Genomic DNA, 14732 nt, shown 5'->3' with positions numbered 1-14732 from the left:
TTTACCGCGCTCGTTCATCACCGGCTTTCCACTTTCCGGCCGTTCCACACCGCCGCTACTTACGGTGCCGGCCTCCAGCTCTGCCAGCGGGGGAGCCACCAGCAGTCACCCTGGTCCAGGGAGCGGGCGACGTGTGCGGCCTCGACCCAGACTGCTTCGGCTTCTCCCGGCGTGAGCCGGCCGTTGCGCACCTGGAGTGCGACATCCTCGCGGTCCTTCCATCGCCAGTCGCCGTCCTCGATGACGATGTCGAGTCCGTGATCCAAGGTGTCGAAGCATGCTTCGCCACGCCGGTAGGACTGCTCGAAGTTGATGTACCAGCGATCGAACTCGCCATCGTGGAAGAAGGCCCAGACCGCGTAGGCGTCGTTCGGCCGGTGCAGTTGCAGCACACTGCTGCCGGTCCACCGGTCCCGCTTCGACCATGGGTGCGGCCCGAACGGATGCGGCGGAAACGTGAGTTCAGCGCCGTTTTCGAGCCACACGGCGAGCACATCGTCGTCCGCGATGACCCGGACCGGCATCGTCATCCACACCCGATCGTGCAGCACCTCGCGCCGCTGCACGATCGATCCCACCCTGAAACCGGTCATGGCGATCACGGTAGCGATCGCGCACCTTGCCGGCGCGCGGCGACCGCTCCGGAAGGCTCAGCTCTTGACGCCACCCGCGGTGAGGCCGGAGATGATGCGGCGCTGGAAGAGCAGGACCATGATGACCAGCGGGATGGTGACGATCGTGCCCGCCGCCATGATCGCCGCGTACGGCTGCACCAGCGGGTTGTTGCCGGAGAAGCGGGCGATCGCGACGGTGACCGGCTCGGTCTTGTCGCTGGAAAGCAAACGAGCGAGCAGGTATTCGTTGACCGCCGCGATGAACGCCAGAATCGCGGTGGTGAACACGGCGGGAGCGGCCAAGGGCAGCATCACCAGGCGGAAGGCCTGCATTTTCGTGGCGCCGTCGATCCGCGCGGCTTCTTCGAGTTCCCAGGGGAGTTCGGTGAAGAAGGACGCGAGGATGTAGACCGTCATCGGCAGCACGAACGAGATGTTCGGAATGATCATCGCCTGGTACCGGCCGATCCAGCCGAGGTTGGTGAACAGCTGGAACAGCGGGGTCACCAGGACGACGACGGGGAACATCGAGGCGCTGAGGATCAGGCCGGAGACCACGTACTTGCCGCGGAAAGTGAGCCGGGCCAGCGCGTACGCGGCCATTACGCCGATCACCAGCGCGATCACCGTCGTGATGGAGCCGATCACGATGCTGTTGACCAGCGCCTTACCGAAGTCGTTGCCGCGGCTGGTGTCGAACGCGTTGCGGAAGTTCTCCAGCGTGATGTGCGTCGGCCACGGGGTGTTGTCGAAGGTGTAGTCGGGGTCGCGGAACGCGGTGACCGCCATCCAGTAGAACGGCGCGAGACCCCAGACCAGCACGATCAGCGCGCCCAGGTACACCCGCGCCGAGCCGAGGCGCTTGGTCCACGGCACCGTCTGGGCGGCGGACTCGCCGGTCTCCGGCTTTTGCGCCGTCTGCACGGACATCAGTGCGCCTCCCGCTGTTCTTCCTGGGTGCGGACCGCGTTGGCGCCCAAAACCTTCACCAGCACGAACGCTACGGCGAAGATCAAAAGGAAGGTGATCGTGGACAAGGCGGCCGCACTGTTGGGGCCTTGCCGGACCTGATCGACCACCAGGATCGACACCGTTCGAGTGGACGGGTTGCCCAGCGTCATGATCGCGGGCAGGTCGTACATCCGCAGCGCGTCCATCGTCCGGAACAGCACCGCGACCAGCAGGGCCGGCTTCAGCAGCGGCAGCGTGATCTGAGTGAACCGCTGCCAGGCCGACGCGCCGTCGACGCGCGCGGCCTCGTACACGTCGCCGGGGATCACCTGCAGACCGGCCAGCAGCAGCAGCGCCATGAACGGCGTGGTCTTCCAGACGTCGGCCGCGATCACCGCGAACCGGGACGGCCACGCGTCGGAGGTCCACAGGATGTGCGTGCCGAGGACGCGGTTCACCACGCCGTCGTACTGGAACATGAACTCCCACAACCGCGCGGTGACGGCGGTCGGGATGGCCCACGGGATCAGCACGGCCGCGCGCAGCAGCGCCCTGCCGCGGAAGGTCTTGCCCATCACCATGGCCATGCCGAGACCCAGCGACGCTTCCAGCGCGACGGTCACCACCGTGAAGAACAGCGTGGTGCCGATGGCCAGCCAGAACTGCGAGCCGAGGTTGCCGGTCGGGCAGGCCACCGTCTCGCCGGTCGCGACCTGGCACTGCTGCAGCAGCCAGTGTGTGTAGTTGGCGAAGCCGGCGTTGCCGCCCTCGACGAACATGCCGGTCGCCGGGTCGAGCCCCGGGTCCTTCTGGAAGGACATCCACAGCGCCCGGATCACGGGATACCCGATCACGACCGCGAGCGCGATCAGCACGGGCGTGACGAACAACCAGGCTTTCCCGGCGCGTCGCAGCTCCAGCGCCAGTTTCGCGGCCGAGCCGCGCCTGGCCGCAACGACCTCGTCGTCTTTCGGCACGCTAGTCGCCGTTCCCGAAGGATCCGACACCGTTACTCTCCTGCGGGTTCGTCGGGTCCGTTGCGCTCAACCGCTCACGATCCGGCGGTCTCGATGCCCTTTTGCATACCGGTGATCGCGTCGTCGACGGACTTGGTTCCGTTCAACGCAGCATAAGCGTTGTCCTGGATGGCCTTGGACACCGCGGGATAGAACGGCGTCACCGGGCGCGGCACGGCGCTGGCGATGGAGTCCTTGAGCGCGGGCAGGTACGGCATCTTCGCGATCAGCGCCGGGTCGTCGTACATCGAGGCGCGCACCGAGGGCAGCGCGCCCGCGGCGACGATGTGCTGTGCGTCCTCGCTGATCAGGAAGCGCAGGAAGTCCAGCGCGGTGGCCTTGTTCTTGGAGTAGGCGCTGATCGCGGCGTTGTAGCCGCCGAGCGTGGAGGCGCCGACGCCGTTCTCGCCGGGCAGCGGGGCGACCGCGAACTTGTCCTTCACGGCGGAGGCCTCGCCGCCGACGTCACCGAAGGTGGACGGCCAAGAGCGCAGGAACATCAGCTTGCCCTGCGCGAAGGCGTTGCTGGACTCCGGTTCCTTGAAGGTGATGGCCTCTTTGGGGATGTCGCCGTTGTTGTAGGCGTCTACCAGGACCTTCAGTCCGGCGCGAGACTGTGGGCTGTTCACCGTGGGGGTCTTGCCGTCGGCGCCGACGAAGCTGCCGCCGTAGGCGTTGATCACCTCGGCCGCGTTGACGGTCAGGCCCTCGTAGGGGGCGAACTGACCCGCGTAGCAACCGATATTCTGCTGGCGCGCGATGGGGCACTGGGCCAGTAGTTCGTTCCAGGTCTTGGGCGGGTTCGGCACCAGGTCCTTGCGGTAGAACAGCAGGCCGCCGTTGGTGTTGCGGGGCGCGGCGTACAGCGTGTTGTTGTAGGTGGCGCTGGCGACCGGAGGAGAGAGCAGCGCGCTGGTGTCGATGGTGAAGGAGTCCTTCAGCGGCTGGATCCAGCCCTTGGCGGCGAACTCGGCGGTCCACGGCACGTCCAGGGCGACCACGTCGTAGTTGGACTGCTTGGAGCGCATGTGCTCGACCAGGTCGTCGTACTGCTGCGAGGCGTCGTTCGACTGCTCCTTGAACGTCACCGGCTCGTCCGGGTGCGCGGCGTTCCAGCGCTCGATCAGCTGCTTGACCGCGCCGGTCTCGGTGGTGTCCTTGCCCTCGACGTAGGTGATCGGCCCGCGCCCGGTGAGGTTCTGGCTGGTCGGGCTGCCGCCGCTGTCGCTGGAGCAGGCGCTGGTGAACGTCGCGGTCAGCAGCCCGACCGAGGCGACCGCCACCGCGGCCCGTGGCACGAGCGACGAACGTAGGGACGACACCTTCTTCACAGCCATCGCAAACACTCCAGGATCATTCGTGAGCGGCAGCACACCCTGCCGGTGCACAAGGCAAGATACATGGTGTCGATCCGGCGTGCGGGACAGTGGCGCGAAGTCGAGCCCGCGCCGCACCATCGAGATGGATCGTCTCGGTGTGCCTTATGACATCGTGATCGGGCACGGTGGGCTGACCGCGGTGCCGAGCGAGCGGGCGACGTAGCGCAGCCCCGTTCCGGCTGCCTGTCGGCGCACCGGCGTCGGCGCGGTCGGGCTTCGTTCGGCCGAGCCACTAGGCTGGGGCGCGATGTCTTCGCCGAACGCGGTTCCCGATCGGATGCTCACACGCATCGGTGGGCTGCTGCGCAAGGCCGAATCGACCGACAACGAGCACGAGGCCGAAGCGTTTCTCGCCGCGGCTCAGCGGCTGGCGACGAAGTCGTCCATCGATCTCGCAGTGGCTCGGGCGCATATCGCGGGACGCGAGCGCAGGCCGACGCCGGTGCAGCGGGTCATCCCGATCGGCGAGCCGGGCAAACGCGGGTTACGCACCTACGTTCAGCTGTTCGTCGCGATCGCGGCGGCGAACGACGTGCGCTGCGATGTCGCCCGGACTTCGACTCAGGTCTACGCCTACGGGTTCGACTCCGATATCGATACGTGCGAAGCGCTGTACGCCGGTCTGCTCGTGCAGATGGTGCGCGCGTCCGACCAATACATCAAGTCGGGCGCGTATCGATCGGCCACGGCCGAGAAGATCGTGGTGGAGAAGCGGTGGGGTCGCCAGGTCCGGCGGCGGGTGCAGGCGCCGGTCGCGGGTGTGACGGCGCGGCTGAATTTCCAGATGGCGTTCGCCGCGCGGATCGGGCGGCGGCTGGCCGAGGTGAAAGCGGAGGTCGAAGCCGAGGTGTTGCCGGACGCCGATGCGGCCGGGACCGCGCTGGCCTTGCGGGACAAGGAGATCGAGCTCACCGATTTCTACGCGAAGACCTCCGAGGCGCGCGGCACCTGGCGTGGGCCGCAGGCGTCGGCGGGACATTCGCCGGCGGCGCGCGCGGCGGGGGATCGCGCGGGCAGGGCCGCCCGGATCGGAACCTCGCCCGAACTCCCCGCTGCCCGTTCGAGGTTGACCTCCTCCGAGGGCAGTTGACCAGCGTGCACAGCACGCGCCGTGGCGGGCGGGCCGGCGATCATGACCGCCTGCCGTCGGCGCGAGCAGGCAATCGGCTGATGCTCGCCGCCGCGAGACCGGCCGCGCGGCGATGACCGCGCGCGACAGCCAGCGCGCCAAGGTCTACGACGCGGAGCAGTTGGTGCGCGGGGTGTTCGATCGCGCGGACGAGCACGGTGTGCGCACCGTCGAACTGTACGGTTCGCAGCTCACGTTGCCGATCGAGCGCCGCTTCGCCTCGGTGGCATCGGTACAGAGTTATACGGACAAGGTGCTGGCGCTCAACTGGATACGGGCGCGCTGGGAGCGGGCCGCCGTGGCGGTGCGCGTCCGCTCGCGCGCCGGGGCGACTGCCGCGCACTACGAGGCGGCCGGGAACGTCCTAGCGGTTCCGCTGCACACCGGCGGCACCGCCTGGGCGCTGCGGGAACTGGTGATTCTGCACGAACTGGCGCATCACTTGGAATCCGCGCCCGAGTCGGTGGCCGCGCACGGTCCAGAGTTCTGTGACCGGTACGTGGAACTGGTCGACGGTGTCGTCGGTCCGGAAGCGGGGTTGCTCTTGCGGACGACGATGCTCGGCTGCGGGGTACGGATCGGGTAAGCCGCTGAACGTCGGCCGTCTGACTATGTGGGCGAGGTCTGCTGGAGCAGGGCGGTGACGCGAGCCAATCGCTCCTGCCACCACGCGGTGCGGTCGGCATCGGGATGGCGGTGGCTTTCCACCAGGTGCGGGTCCGGCTGGGGCGGAGTGCGGAGCACGGGGAGATAACCGTCCGAGGCACGCAGCGCGCCCGGGGTCACATCACCGGTGAGCAGGCTCAAAGTGCCCAGGCCACAGGCGAAATCGAGTTCGGGCAGCGCGCCGGCCAGCGCCAGTTGCGCGGCGAGGCCGATACTGGTCTCCAGGGCGGAGGAGACCACGCAGGGCAGTCCCGCCGCCTCCGCCACTTGCAGGGCGCGGCGGACCCCGCCGAGCGGCGTGCACTTGAGGACGGCGATGTCGGCGGCCCCGGCGACCGCGACCCGCAGCGGGTCATCGGCGCGGCGGATGGATTCGTCGGCGGCGATGCGGACCTCGACACGGCGGCGCACCGCGGCGAGTTCCTCGATCGTCCGGCAGGGCTGTTCGACATACTCCAGACCGCCCGCGGCCTTATCGATCAGCTGGATGTGGCGCACAGCGGTATCGACATCCCAGACCGCGTTCGCGTCGACCCGGATCGCGCCGTTCGGGCCGAGGGCGTCGCGCACCGCCTCGACCCTGGCCAGGTCCTCCGCGAGCGAGTCCGGGTGGTCGGCGATCTTCACCTTGGCGGTGCGGCAGCCGGACCGGCCCACGATCGCGTGCGCCTGCTCCGGGTCCACAGCGGGCACCGTGCAATTGATCGGAATGCGATCGCGGACCGGCTCCGGCCAGCCGGTCGTCACCTGCTCCAGCGCGGTGGCCAGCCAGGCGGCGGCTTCCCGGTCGTCGTATTCGGGGAACGGACAGAATTCGCCCCAACCGAGTGGGCCCCGGATCAGCATCCCTTCCCGCACCGTGATGCCACGGAAGCGGGTGCGCATCGGAATGGCGTATACGACGTTCTGCGCTGCGGAGTCGCTCATCGCCGACCAGCTTATTCGGCGGCCGCCGTGGATCGGGGATTGCGCACCCGGACTCGAGTAGTTTCCCGGAGTCGGCCGGACGCCCGGCGCGGGATCGTTGGCGTCATGATCCACACCGGTCCCCCACAGTCCTGGCCGCCGTACGGCACGCCGCAGGGGTTCGCACCGCCCGCCGGGCAGCGGCCGGTGCGGACCTGGGATGTCGTGCTCGCCGTCGTGCTGTACTGCGTCGCGGCGGTCCTCGGCCTCGCCGCCGCCTACTTCACCCTCTTCTTCGCCTTCGCCACCGATCCGTGCGGGGCGGACAACTGCCGCACCGACTATCTGGGCTGGGCGTTCGCGGTGTCCTGGGGCGGAACCGCGCTGGCGATCACCGGCATGAGCGGGATGCTCATCCTGGCCGCGGTCAAGCGCTGGTACCTGTGGTACTGGCCGGTGCTGGCGATGATGCTGATCGCGGCCTCGTTCGCCGGTGGCGTCGCGCTGGCTTCCCAGATCTACACCGGCTCTCGAGATGCCCTGCGGCCGTGAGGCAGTCATGCTGATCACATGGCGCGGAAAATCCGGCAGCGAACGACCGATTGCCTGCGCGTGGCGCTGGGTACGGTGATCGTCCTCGGATTCGGCTGGCTGATGGCCTCTTTCGTCCCGCTCTACGATGTGCTCGCACGCGACGGCCGCGACGGCCGCGGCGTCGGATACCTGCCGTGGGCGCAGGTCGTCGCCTGGGCCGGCATCGCGGCGTCGGTGCTCGCCGCGGTCATCTCGGTACTGGACAAAGTGCGCGACGGACGGCCGATCGCATGGACTCCGCTCATCGCGGTCCCCTTGATCCTCGAATCCTGGCTGGTCGGCTTCCTGATCGCGGTCGTGCTGGTGTCGTATTGAATTGCCGCGACTTCGTCGCGGCGGGTTCGCGGCCCTCTGATGGCTCGCGTTTGCGCGGCCGCCGCTTGCTCCTTCGTCGCGTACGCGGCGGCCGCGCAAACGCGAGCCGGGCCGCGAACGGGACAGGCTCGGTCTCGCTTCGCTCGAAACGGGGGGCTGAGGTGCGCTGGGTGCGTTGGTGGTGAAGGTTGCTGATCGGGTGTGCGCGGTGGGGTGGCTGTGTCAGTTCGATCGGACGCTGGGGTTGCTCGTTTGCCGTCGTCTTCGCGGCGGCTGCTCGAACGTGAGCGGGCCGCGAACGGGACAGGCTCGGTCTCGCTTCGCTCGAAACGGGGGGCTGAGGTGCGCTGGGTGCGTTGGTGGTGAAGGTTGCTGATCGGGTGTGCGCGGTGGGGTGGTTGTGTCGGTTCGATCGGCCGTCGGGGTGCTCCTTGCCGTCGTCTTCGCGGCGGCTGCTCGAACGTGGGCCGGGCCCGAACGGGACAGGTTTCGCTCGGAAGACGTGGTCGGGCCGATGCGGTTCTGCGGGGCCCACCGGGCTGTGTGGTCGCGACCGCCGCGAACACACAGCGCCGGTGGTGATGCGGATCAGCTCAGTCGCTCCAGGATGGTGGCGTTGGCCAGGCCGCCTGCCTCGCACATGGTTTGCAGGCCGTAGCGGGCGTCGCGGTCCTGCATGGCGTGCACGAGGGTGGTCATCAGACGGGCGCCGGAGGCGCCGAGGGGGTGCCCGATGGCGATCGCGCCGCCGTTGACGTTCACCTTCGCCAGGTCCGCCCCGGTGTCGTGGGCCCAGGCCAGCACCACCGGGGAGAACGCCTCGTTGATCTCGACGAGGTCGATGTCGGACAGCCGCAGGCCCGCGCGCTGCAGGACCTTCCTGGTAGCCGGGATGACGGCGGTGAGCATCAACAGCGGGTCGTCACCCGCCACCGCGAAGCTGTGCAGCCGGGCGAGCGGCTTCAGCCCGAGTTCCTTCGCGCGTTCGCTGGTCATGACGAGCACCGCCGCGCTGCCGTCGCTGACCTGGCTCGCGGTCGCCGCCGTGATCTCCCAGCCGATCTGCGGGAAGCGGGCGGCCATGGCCGGGTCGTAGTAGGCCGGACGCAGTGCCGCCAGCGTATCCAGCGTGCTGCCGACCCGGATGCCCTCGTCGGTGGCGAGTCCGTTGATCGGGGCCAGTTCCCGCGCGAACAGGCCGTTCTTGGTGGCGAGCGCGGCCTTCTCGTGGCTGGCGAGCGCGAACTCGTCCAGTTGGGTGCGGGTCAGTCCCCACTCGGCGGCGATCAACTCGGCGCTGATCCCCTGCGAAACCAGGCCCTCCGGGTACCGCTCGGCGAAGCCGACGCCGGAGATGTCGTCCGAACCGACCAGGTTGGCGCCCATGGGAATCCGGCCCATCGACTCCACACCCGCGGCGACCACGATGTCGTAGGCCCCAGCGATCACGCCTTGCGCGGCGAAGTGGATCGCCTGCTGGCTGCTGCCGCACTGCCGGTCGACGGTGGTCGCCGGGACGGATTCGGGATATCCGGCGGCCAGCGCGGCCCGCCTGGTCATGTTCGCGCCCTGCTCGCCGAATTGGGTGACGACGCCGCCGATCACGTCATCGATGAGTGCGGGATCGATGCCGCTGCGATTCACCACCTCGCGCAGGCTGTGGGCCAGCAGGTCCACCGCGTTGACGTTGTGCAGTGCGCCGTTCGGTTTGCCTTTGCCGATCGGAGTGCGTACCGCTTCGACAATCACCGCGTCTCTCATGGTGCTTCCTTCCGGACCGAGAGCCCGGCCACCATGCCTGGCTCTATCAACACATAGTCAGATTACGCCTGGCAATAGTAAAGGCAAGTCAGCCTCGGTATGATGTCGGTCATGGCAGCAGTGATGGAAGGACCGTTGGCCGATCTCAGCGCCTGGAAAGCCGACGAATGCTCGATCGCGAAGGCGATGGACATCATCGGCACGCGCTCGGCGGTGCTCATCCTGCGCGAGGCGTACTACGGCACCCGGCGGTTCGACGGGTTCGCCAGCCGCGTCGGCATCACCGACGCGGCGGCCGCGGCCCAGTTGCGCAAACTGACCGAGGCGGGCCTGCTGGCGAAACGCCCCTACCAGGAGGAAGGCAAGCGCACCAGGCACGAATACGTGCTCACTCGGATGGGCCGCGATCTGCTGCCCGCCGTGCTGGCGCTCATGCAGTGGGGCGACGCCTACCTGCAACCGGGGGCGGCTCCGCTGCTGCTGGTCGAGGAGGCGACCGGCGCTCCGGTGCGGGTGCAGGTGCGCAGCGAGTCCGGTCGCGAGATCGAGCTGGAGGAACTGGGCGTGCGGCTCAACGAGGACTACGCGCGGCAGCGGCGCGCGCGCCGTCGATCGGACGCGCCGGACTGATGCCCGCTCGCGGCACCGATCCGCTCACCGGCGACGACGCGACGGACAGGCGATGCCACGATGACCGGCCCGATGGTGAATCGAGCCGAGACCCGAAGTCGTGCGGTCCGCTCGTCGGCAGGAGGCGATGAGCGGACCGCTCGGCGGCGCGCTCAGTTGAGCCTGCGGCCGTCGGTGTCGAAGAAGTAGACGTGCTCGGAGTCGGTGGCCAGCCGCAGACGGGTGCCCTTCGCGGGCGGGTTGCGCCAATCCGCTCGCGAGACGATGGTTTCCCCGGCGCCGTCGGTCCCGCCTTGGGCGACGGTGCGGCCGTAGATGTAGGCGTCGGAACCGAGTTCCTCGACCACGTCGACCTCCATCTCGATGCCGGAGCCGTTGCCGAGATCGAAGTGTTCCGGGCGGATGCCGACCGTCACCGTGTCTCCCGCCTCGTCCGCCACCGTGCGCGGCAGCGCGATCGCGTGCCCGCCCAGTTCCACCCGGCCGTCGGCGACCGGCAGCGTGAACAGGTTCATGGCAGGCGAGCCCATGAACCCAGCGACGAACACGTTGGCCGGATCGCGGTAGAGGTCGCGCGGCGTGGCGCACTGTTGCAGCAGGCCGTCCTTCAGCACGGCGACCCGATCGCCCATGGTCATCGCCTCGACCTGGTCGTGCGTGACGTACACCGTGGTGGTGCCGAGCCTGCGCTGCAACTGGGCGATCTGGGTACGGGTCTGCACGCGCAGCTTGGCGTCCAGGTTGGACAGCGGCTCGTCCATCAGGAAAACCTGCGGCTGGCGCACGATCGCGCGGCCCATCGCGACGCGCTGCCGCTGGCCGCCGGACAGCGCCTTCGGCTTGCGATCCAGGAAGGGCTCCAGGTCGAGCAGCTTGGCCGCCTCCAGCACCCGCTGCTGTTTCTCCGCCTTGGCGACCTTGGCCAGCTTCAGCGCGAAGCCCATGTTCTCCGCGACGGTCATATGCGGGTAGAGCGCGTAGTTCTGGAACACCATGGCGATGTCGCGTTCCTTCGGCTCGGCGTGCGTCACGTCGTTGTCGCCGATCAGGATGCGGCCGCCGTTGACGTCCTCCAGCCCGGCGAGCATGCGCAGCGAGGTCGACTTCCCGCAGCCCGAGGGGCCGACCAGCACGAGGAACTCGCCGTCCTCGATCTCCAGGTTCAGCCGATCCACCGCGGGTTTGGCGGAACCGGGGTAGAGCCGCGTCGCGTTGTCGAAGGTCACAGTGGCCATGACGAATTCACATCCCATCCCGGCAGGAACGTGCCGGACGATCCGAGTAAGGGTGCGGCGATACTATCGGGCCGGTCGGCGAGGAGCCACGTCAGCGGGGGCGCGCCTCGAAGTACGCGCGCGGGACGCGGACCAGCATGGTGTCGATCTGCTCCTGCGTGACGCCGCGGTCGAGTACGTAGGGGAACACGTCCTCGAACAAGTGGGTGTAGTGCCACTGCGGCAGGGCGGCCATGGCGGCGGGCTCGATCCAGTCGATGTAGCAGCTCGCGTCCTGGGAGAGCACCATCCGGTCGGTGTAGCCGCGGCGCACCATCTCGATCAGTGTGTCGGCGCGCGCTTCGAATGTGGTGTCCAGGTTGATGCCGAAGCGGTCCATGCCGAGCACGAAGCCGGCGTCGGCCAGTTCGGCCAGGTGATCGCAGTCGGTGGTGTCGCCGCTGTGCCCGAGCACGATGCGGCCCGGATCGACGCCTTCCTCGTCGCACAGCACGCGTTTGACGTCGAGCCCGGCGCGCGACTCCGGATGGGTGTGCACCGTGATCGGGACGCCGGTCTCGAGATGGGCCTTGGCGACCGCGCGCATCACCCGTTCCACACCCGCGGTGAGTCCTTGCCGGTCGATCGCGCACTTGAGCATGCCCGCCTTCACCCCGGTGCCCGCGATGCCGTCGCGGATGTCGCCGACGAACATATCGACCATCGGGTCGGGGACCTGCGCGCCGACGATCTCGTTCAACGCGGGCCCGCGGTAGTGGAAGAAGAACGGGACGTCGCCGTAGGTGTAGACACCGGTGGCCACCACCAGGTTCAGCGGCACCTGCTCGACGATGCGCTGGATCCGCGGGATGTAGCGGCCCAGCCCGACCACCGTCGGGTCGACGATCGTGCGCACACCGGCGTCGTAGGCGACGCGCAGTCGCCGCACGGCGTCGGCGATGCGATCGTCCTCCGAACCCCATTCGGCGGGATAGTTCTGCTGGATGTCTCCGGTGAGCACGAAGACGTGCTCGTGCATCAATGTCACTCCGAGATCAGCGGTGTCGATCGGCCCGCGCATCGTTTCCAGCCTTGCCACAGCGATTTCTCCTCATCTGAGCTGCGCATTCGCGGAAATGCTACGAACCGGAATGTGAGGTGGACCATATTCGCGGGCACTGAAACTTCGTACAACTTTCGTGCGGAGCGCACGAAAAGATCAGGTGCGTCGCGGCTCAGGCCGGACGCAGCACCGCCGGTCCGAGCCAGCGCGCGGCCTGCAAGGCCAGGTGCAGGTGCAGCGTGCGGTCCGGATCGTCGAAGACCTCGCCGATCAGTTCGAGCGCCTGCCGCACCCGGTACTGGACGGTGTTGCGGTGCACGGCCAGTTCCTGCGCGGCCGCGGCGTAACTGCGGTTGTTGGCCAAGAAGACGCGCAGGGTTTCGCGCAGCCAGAGATTGCGCGGGTTGTCGGCGGCGAGTTCACCCAGGCAGTCGGCCACGTAGTGGCGCAGTTCCGCGATGTCTCCGCCCAGCAGCGCGATGGCCGCCACCTGGTCGTGCGCTACCGCGCGCGGTGCGTCCGGACCGGCGAGCAGCACGAGTTCGCGTACGCGATCGGCCTGGCGCAGGCTCCGGCGGAATCCCTCGACTCCTCCGCCGCAGCCGCCGACCGCCACCCGCACCGGCAGCGACATGGCCGACAGCGTGCGCTCGATGGCGCCGGCATCGATCGTCGTCTCCTTGGCGAGGGAGAACCACAGCCGGACCTCCCGCTCGTCGGTCGGTACCAGCAGCGCCCGGCGCGGGTTGCCGAACAGCGGAACCAGCGCGGCGCGAACGGCGTGGAGCACGTCCACCGCGGCCCGCGCGGAGAGCTGCGGTTCGGTCCAGGCGTTCACCGCGACGTGGCGGCCGGACAGCGGATAGCGCAGTACTTGCTCGGCCTGCCCGATGTCGTCGGCTGAGCCGTCGAGCACCCGCGCCACCCATTCCTGCCGCAAGGCGCCGCGGCTGCCCACCCACCGGTCGCGTTCCTGCTCGTAGGCGACGCCGACGTGCTCGCAGACCCGGTCGATGTACACGGCGGTGCGGTTGACGATCCGGATGATGGCCGCCGAGCTGTCGCGACCGCCCAGTTCCACGGCGTAGCGCATCGCGATGTCGAGAAACCCGGCGTGCCCCACCCGATAGGCGCGGATCAGCGCCGACAGCGGGACGTCGCGCTGTGCGAGGGTGCGCGCGTACACCAAGGCCCGTTCGGGGGCGTGCACGGCGTCCTCGGCGGCGTCGTGCTGGACGAAGTCGAGGACGGACATCAGGTTGTCGGTGGTGCCCGCTTCGAACAACCCCCGCAGCCGGGCGTCCAGGTCGAGCGTCACGACTTGCGCGCGCATCACCGCCGACAGTTCGGCGATCAACTGGTCGCGATCGCGCAGCATCGTCGACACGACCGCGCGAACCACCTCGTTCTCGCCATCGGTCACGCCGCCACCTCCCTCCACCGGCTCGTATCGCGTCCTCAACCTAGCCCGCGCCGGAAGCGCGGTGCGGCTGCCTGCGGGAACCCCACCGCGCCGGTAGCCTCGGGGCGGGGCGGGCCGAGCGACGAGGAGAGTGCCCATGAGTCGTCCAGTGCGTATCGGAGTTCAGCTACAGCCGCAGCACGCGCCGGACTACCGGCTCATCCGCGACGCGGTGTTGCGCTGCGAGGACGCCGGTGTCGACATCGTCTTCAACTGGGACCACTTCTACCCCCTCACCGGCGATCCCGACGGCGCGCACTTCGAGTGCTGGACGATGCTGGGCGCGTTCGCCGAGCAGACCGAGCGGGTGGAGATCGGCGCGCTGGTCACCGGCGGCGGCTACCGCAATCCGGATCTACTGGCCGACATGGCGCGCACCGTCGACCACATCAGCGGTGGGCGGCTCATCCTCGGCATCGGCGCGGGCTGGTTCGAGAAGGACTACGACGAATACGGCTACGAATTCGGCACAGCGGGCAGCAGGCTGGAATTGCTGAAGGAGACGCTCGCCCGGATCAGCGCCCGGCTGCCGAAACTCAATCCGCGCCCCACCCGCGACCTGCCGATTCTCATCGGCGGCGGTGGCGAGAAGAAGACATTGCGGCTGGTCGCGCAGTACGCCGACATGTGGCACACCTTCGCCGACCTGGACGTGCTCGCGCACAAGAACAAGGTACTGGCCGAGCACTGCGCCGCCGTCGGCGCCGACCAGGCGCGCATCGAGCGCTCAGTGCAGTGGCCGGGGCTGGAGAAGGCGCCCGCATTCGTCGAGGCGGGCGTGACCACCTTCACGATCGGGGCCAGCGGGCCGGACTACGACCTGAGCGAGGTCGCGAAGGCCGTGCGGTGGCGCGACGAGGTCAACCCGGAACCGGTCAGCGGACTGGCCTGAGCCGGATTGCCTGCGCGCTGTCGCGGCGCGGGGTGGACTTCGGATCAAGGTGATCGGAAAGCTCGACCGCCGGGCGAGCTCGGCTTCCGGGGCCGGCGACCTCGGGGTAGCTGTGGAATAGCAGATTTTCGCGGCTAGGG

Annotated in this window: 16 protein-coding genes; 7 read left to right on the top strand and 9 right to left on the bottom strand. The window is 68.6% G+C overall.

The annotated features are described in order from the left end of the window. Nucleotides 1-59: 59 nt before the first annotated feature. From NNI01S_RS01700 to NNI01S_RS01685, 4 genes are read right to left on the bottom strand one after another with little or no spacing between them, the layout of a single operon-like run. On the bottom strand, nucleotides 60-593 hold the full coding sequence (locus NNI01S_RS01700) for a ribonuclease FAU-1 family protein (protein ID WP_063917290.1): 534 nt from the start codon (nucleotides 591-593) through the stop codon (nucleotides 60-62). A 57-nt stretch (nucleotides 594-650) separates the two neighbouring features. Continuing rightward, the gene (locus NNI01S_RS01695) at nucleotides 651-1544 is read right to left on the bottom strand and encodes a carbohydrate ABC transporter permease (protein WP_174554343.1); all 894 of its coding nucleotides are present in this window, start codon (nucleotides 1542-1544) and stop codon (nucleotides 651-653) included. Next, a complete protein-coding gene (locus NNI01S_RS01690) occupies nucleotides 1544-2572 on the bottom strand; it encodes a carbohydrate ABC transporter permease (protein ID WP_084488356.1) in 1029 nt (342 codons plus the stop codon). The genes NNI01S_RS01695 and NNI01S_RS01690 overlap by 1 nt, the downstream gene beginning before the upstream one ends. A 44-nt stretch (nucleotides 2573-2616) precedes the next feature. Next, nucleotides 2617-3918, bottom strand: a complete 1302-nt coding sequence (locus NNI01S_RS01685) for an ABC transporter substrate-binding protein (RefSeq protein ID WP_063016842.1) — start codon at nucleotides 3916-3918, stop codon at nucleotides 2617-2619. A gap of 79 nt (nucleotides 3919-3997) precedes the next feature. On the opposite strand from NNI01S_RS01685, the gene NNI01S_RS36300 reads away from it, so the two are divergent. The 3 genes from NNI01S_RS36300 (at nucleotide 3998) to NNI01S_RS01675 (ending at nucleotide 5675) form a co-directional block, all read left to right on the top strand. Continuing rightward, nucleotides 3998-4123 carry a hypothetical protein gene (locus NNI01S_RS36300; protein WP_281180592.1) on the top strand — a complete coding sequence of 42 codons (126 nt, stop codon included), beginning with the start codon at nucleotides 3998-4000 and terminating at the stop codon, nucleotides 4121-4123. 84 nt (nucleotides 4124-4207) lie between these two features. Next, nucleotides 4208-5050: a DUF2786 domain-containing protein gene (locus NNI01S_RS01680; RefSeq protein WP_063016725.1), complete on the top strand. Its 843-nt coding sequence runs from the start codon at nucleotides 4208-4210 to the stop codon at nucleotides 5048-5050. A gap of 112 nt (nucleotides 5051-5162) precedes the next feature. Beyond that, a complete protein-coding gene (locus NNI01S_RS01675) occupies nucleotides 5163-5675 on the top strand; it encodes a TIGR04338 family metallohydrolase (RefSeq protein ID WP_063016723.1) in 513 nt (170 codons plus the stop codon). 23 nt (nucleotides 5676-5698) lie between these two features. Here the strand turns inward: NNI01S_RS01675 and NNI01S_RS01670 are convergent, their stop codons facing one another. Beyond that, nucleotides 5699-6682: an o-succinylbenzoate synthase gene (locus tag NNI01S_RS01670; RefSeq protein ID WP_063016721.1), complete on the bottom strand. Its 984-nt coding sequence runs from the start codon at nucleotides 6680-6682 to the stop codon at nucleotides 5699-5701. Between the two features lie 105 nt (nucleotides 6683-6787). Here NNI01S_RS01670 and NNI01S_RS01665 point away from each other — a divergent pair, with 105 nt between their 5' ends. Both NNI01S_RS01665 and NNI01S_RS01660 read left to right on the top strand, forming a co-directional pair. Beyond that, nucleotides 6788-7213, top strand: a complete 426-nt coding sequence (locus tag NNI01S_RS01665; RefSeq protein WP_063016719.1) for a hypothetical protein — start codon at nucleotides 6788-6790, stop codon at nucleotides 7211-7213. Between the two features lie 18 nt (nucleotides 7214-7231). Beyond that, nucleotides 7232-7570 carry a hypothetical protein gene (locus NNI01S_RS01660; protein ID WP_157114543.1) on the top strand — a complete coding sequence of 113 codons (339 nt, stop codon included), beginning with the start codon at nucleotides 7232-7234 and terminating at the stop codon, nucleotides 7568-7570. Nucleotides 7571-8158: 588 nt separating this feature from the next. On the opposite strand, the gene NNI01S_RS01655 is transcribed toward NNI01S_RS01660, so the two are convergent. Beyond that, nucleotides 8159-9331 carry a thiolase family protein gene (locus NNI01S_RS01655; RefSeq protein ID WP_063016715.1) on the bottom strand — a complete coding sequence of 391 codons (1173 nt, stop codon included), beginning with the start codon at nucleotides 9329-9331 and terminating at the stop codon, nucleotides 8159-8161. A 99-nt stretch (nucleotides 9332-9430) separates the two neighbouring features. On the opposite strand from NNI01S_RS01655, the gene NNI01S_RS01650 reads away from it, so the two are divergent. Next, complete coding sequence (locus tag NNI01S_RS01650; protein WP_174554342.1) at nucleotides 9431-9961, top strand: winged helix-turn-helix transcriptional regulator; 531 nt, start codon at nucleotides 9431-9433, stop codon at nucleotides 9959-9961. Nucleotides 9962-10113: 152 nt separating this feature from the next. Here NNI01S_RS01650 and NNI01S_RS01645 read toward each other — a convergent pair whose 3' ends face one another. The 3 genes from NNI01S_RS01645 to NNI01S_RS01635 all read right to left on the bottom strand — a co-directional run bounded on the left by NNI01S_RS01645 (nucleotide 10114) and on the right by NNI01S_RS01635 (nucleotide 13661). Then, nucleotides 10114-11196 (bottom strand): ABC transporter ATP-binding protein, encoded by a 1083-nt coding sequence (locus NNI01S_RS01645; RefSeq protein WP_063016838.1) that lies wholly within the window; start codon nucleotides 11194-11196, stop codon nucleotides 10114-10116. A gap of 91 nt (nucleotides 11197-11287) precedes the next feature. Beyond that, nucleotides 11288-12256: a phosphotriesterase family protein gene (locus NNI01S_RS01640; RefSeq protein WP_439956108.1), complete on the bottom strand. Its 969-nt coding sequence runs from the start codon at nucleotides 12254-12256 to the stop codon at nucleotides 11288-11290. A gap of 154 nt (nucleotides 12257-12410) precedes the next feature. Continuing rightward, the gene (locus NNI01S_RS01635; protein ID WP_063016711.1) at nucleotides 12411-13661 is read right to left on the bottom strand and encodes a PucR family transcriptional regulator; all 1251 of its coding nucleotides are present in this window, start codon (nucleotides 13659-13661) and stop codon (nucleotides 12411-12413) included. A gap of 136 nt (nucleotides 13662-13797) precedes the next feature. Between NNI01S_RS01635 and NNI01S_RS01630 the strand changes: the two genes are divergently transcribed. Beyond that, nucleotides 13798-14592, top strand: a complete 795-nt coding sequence (locus NNI01S_RS01630) for an LLM class F420-dependent oxidoreductase (RefSeq protein WP_063016709.1) — start codon at nucleotides 13798-13800, stop codon at nucleotides 14590-14592. Nucleotides 14593-14732: the final 140 nt, after the last annotated feature.

The sequence above is a fragment of the Nocardia niwae NBRC 108934 = DSM 45340 genome (genome assembly GCF_001613465.1).
GTDB lineage: Bacteria > Actinomycetota > Actinomycetes > Mycobacteriales > Mycobacteriaceae > Nocardia > Nocardia niwae.
This window is presented reverse-complemented; position numbering and strand designations above follow the sequence as displayed.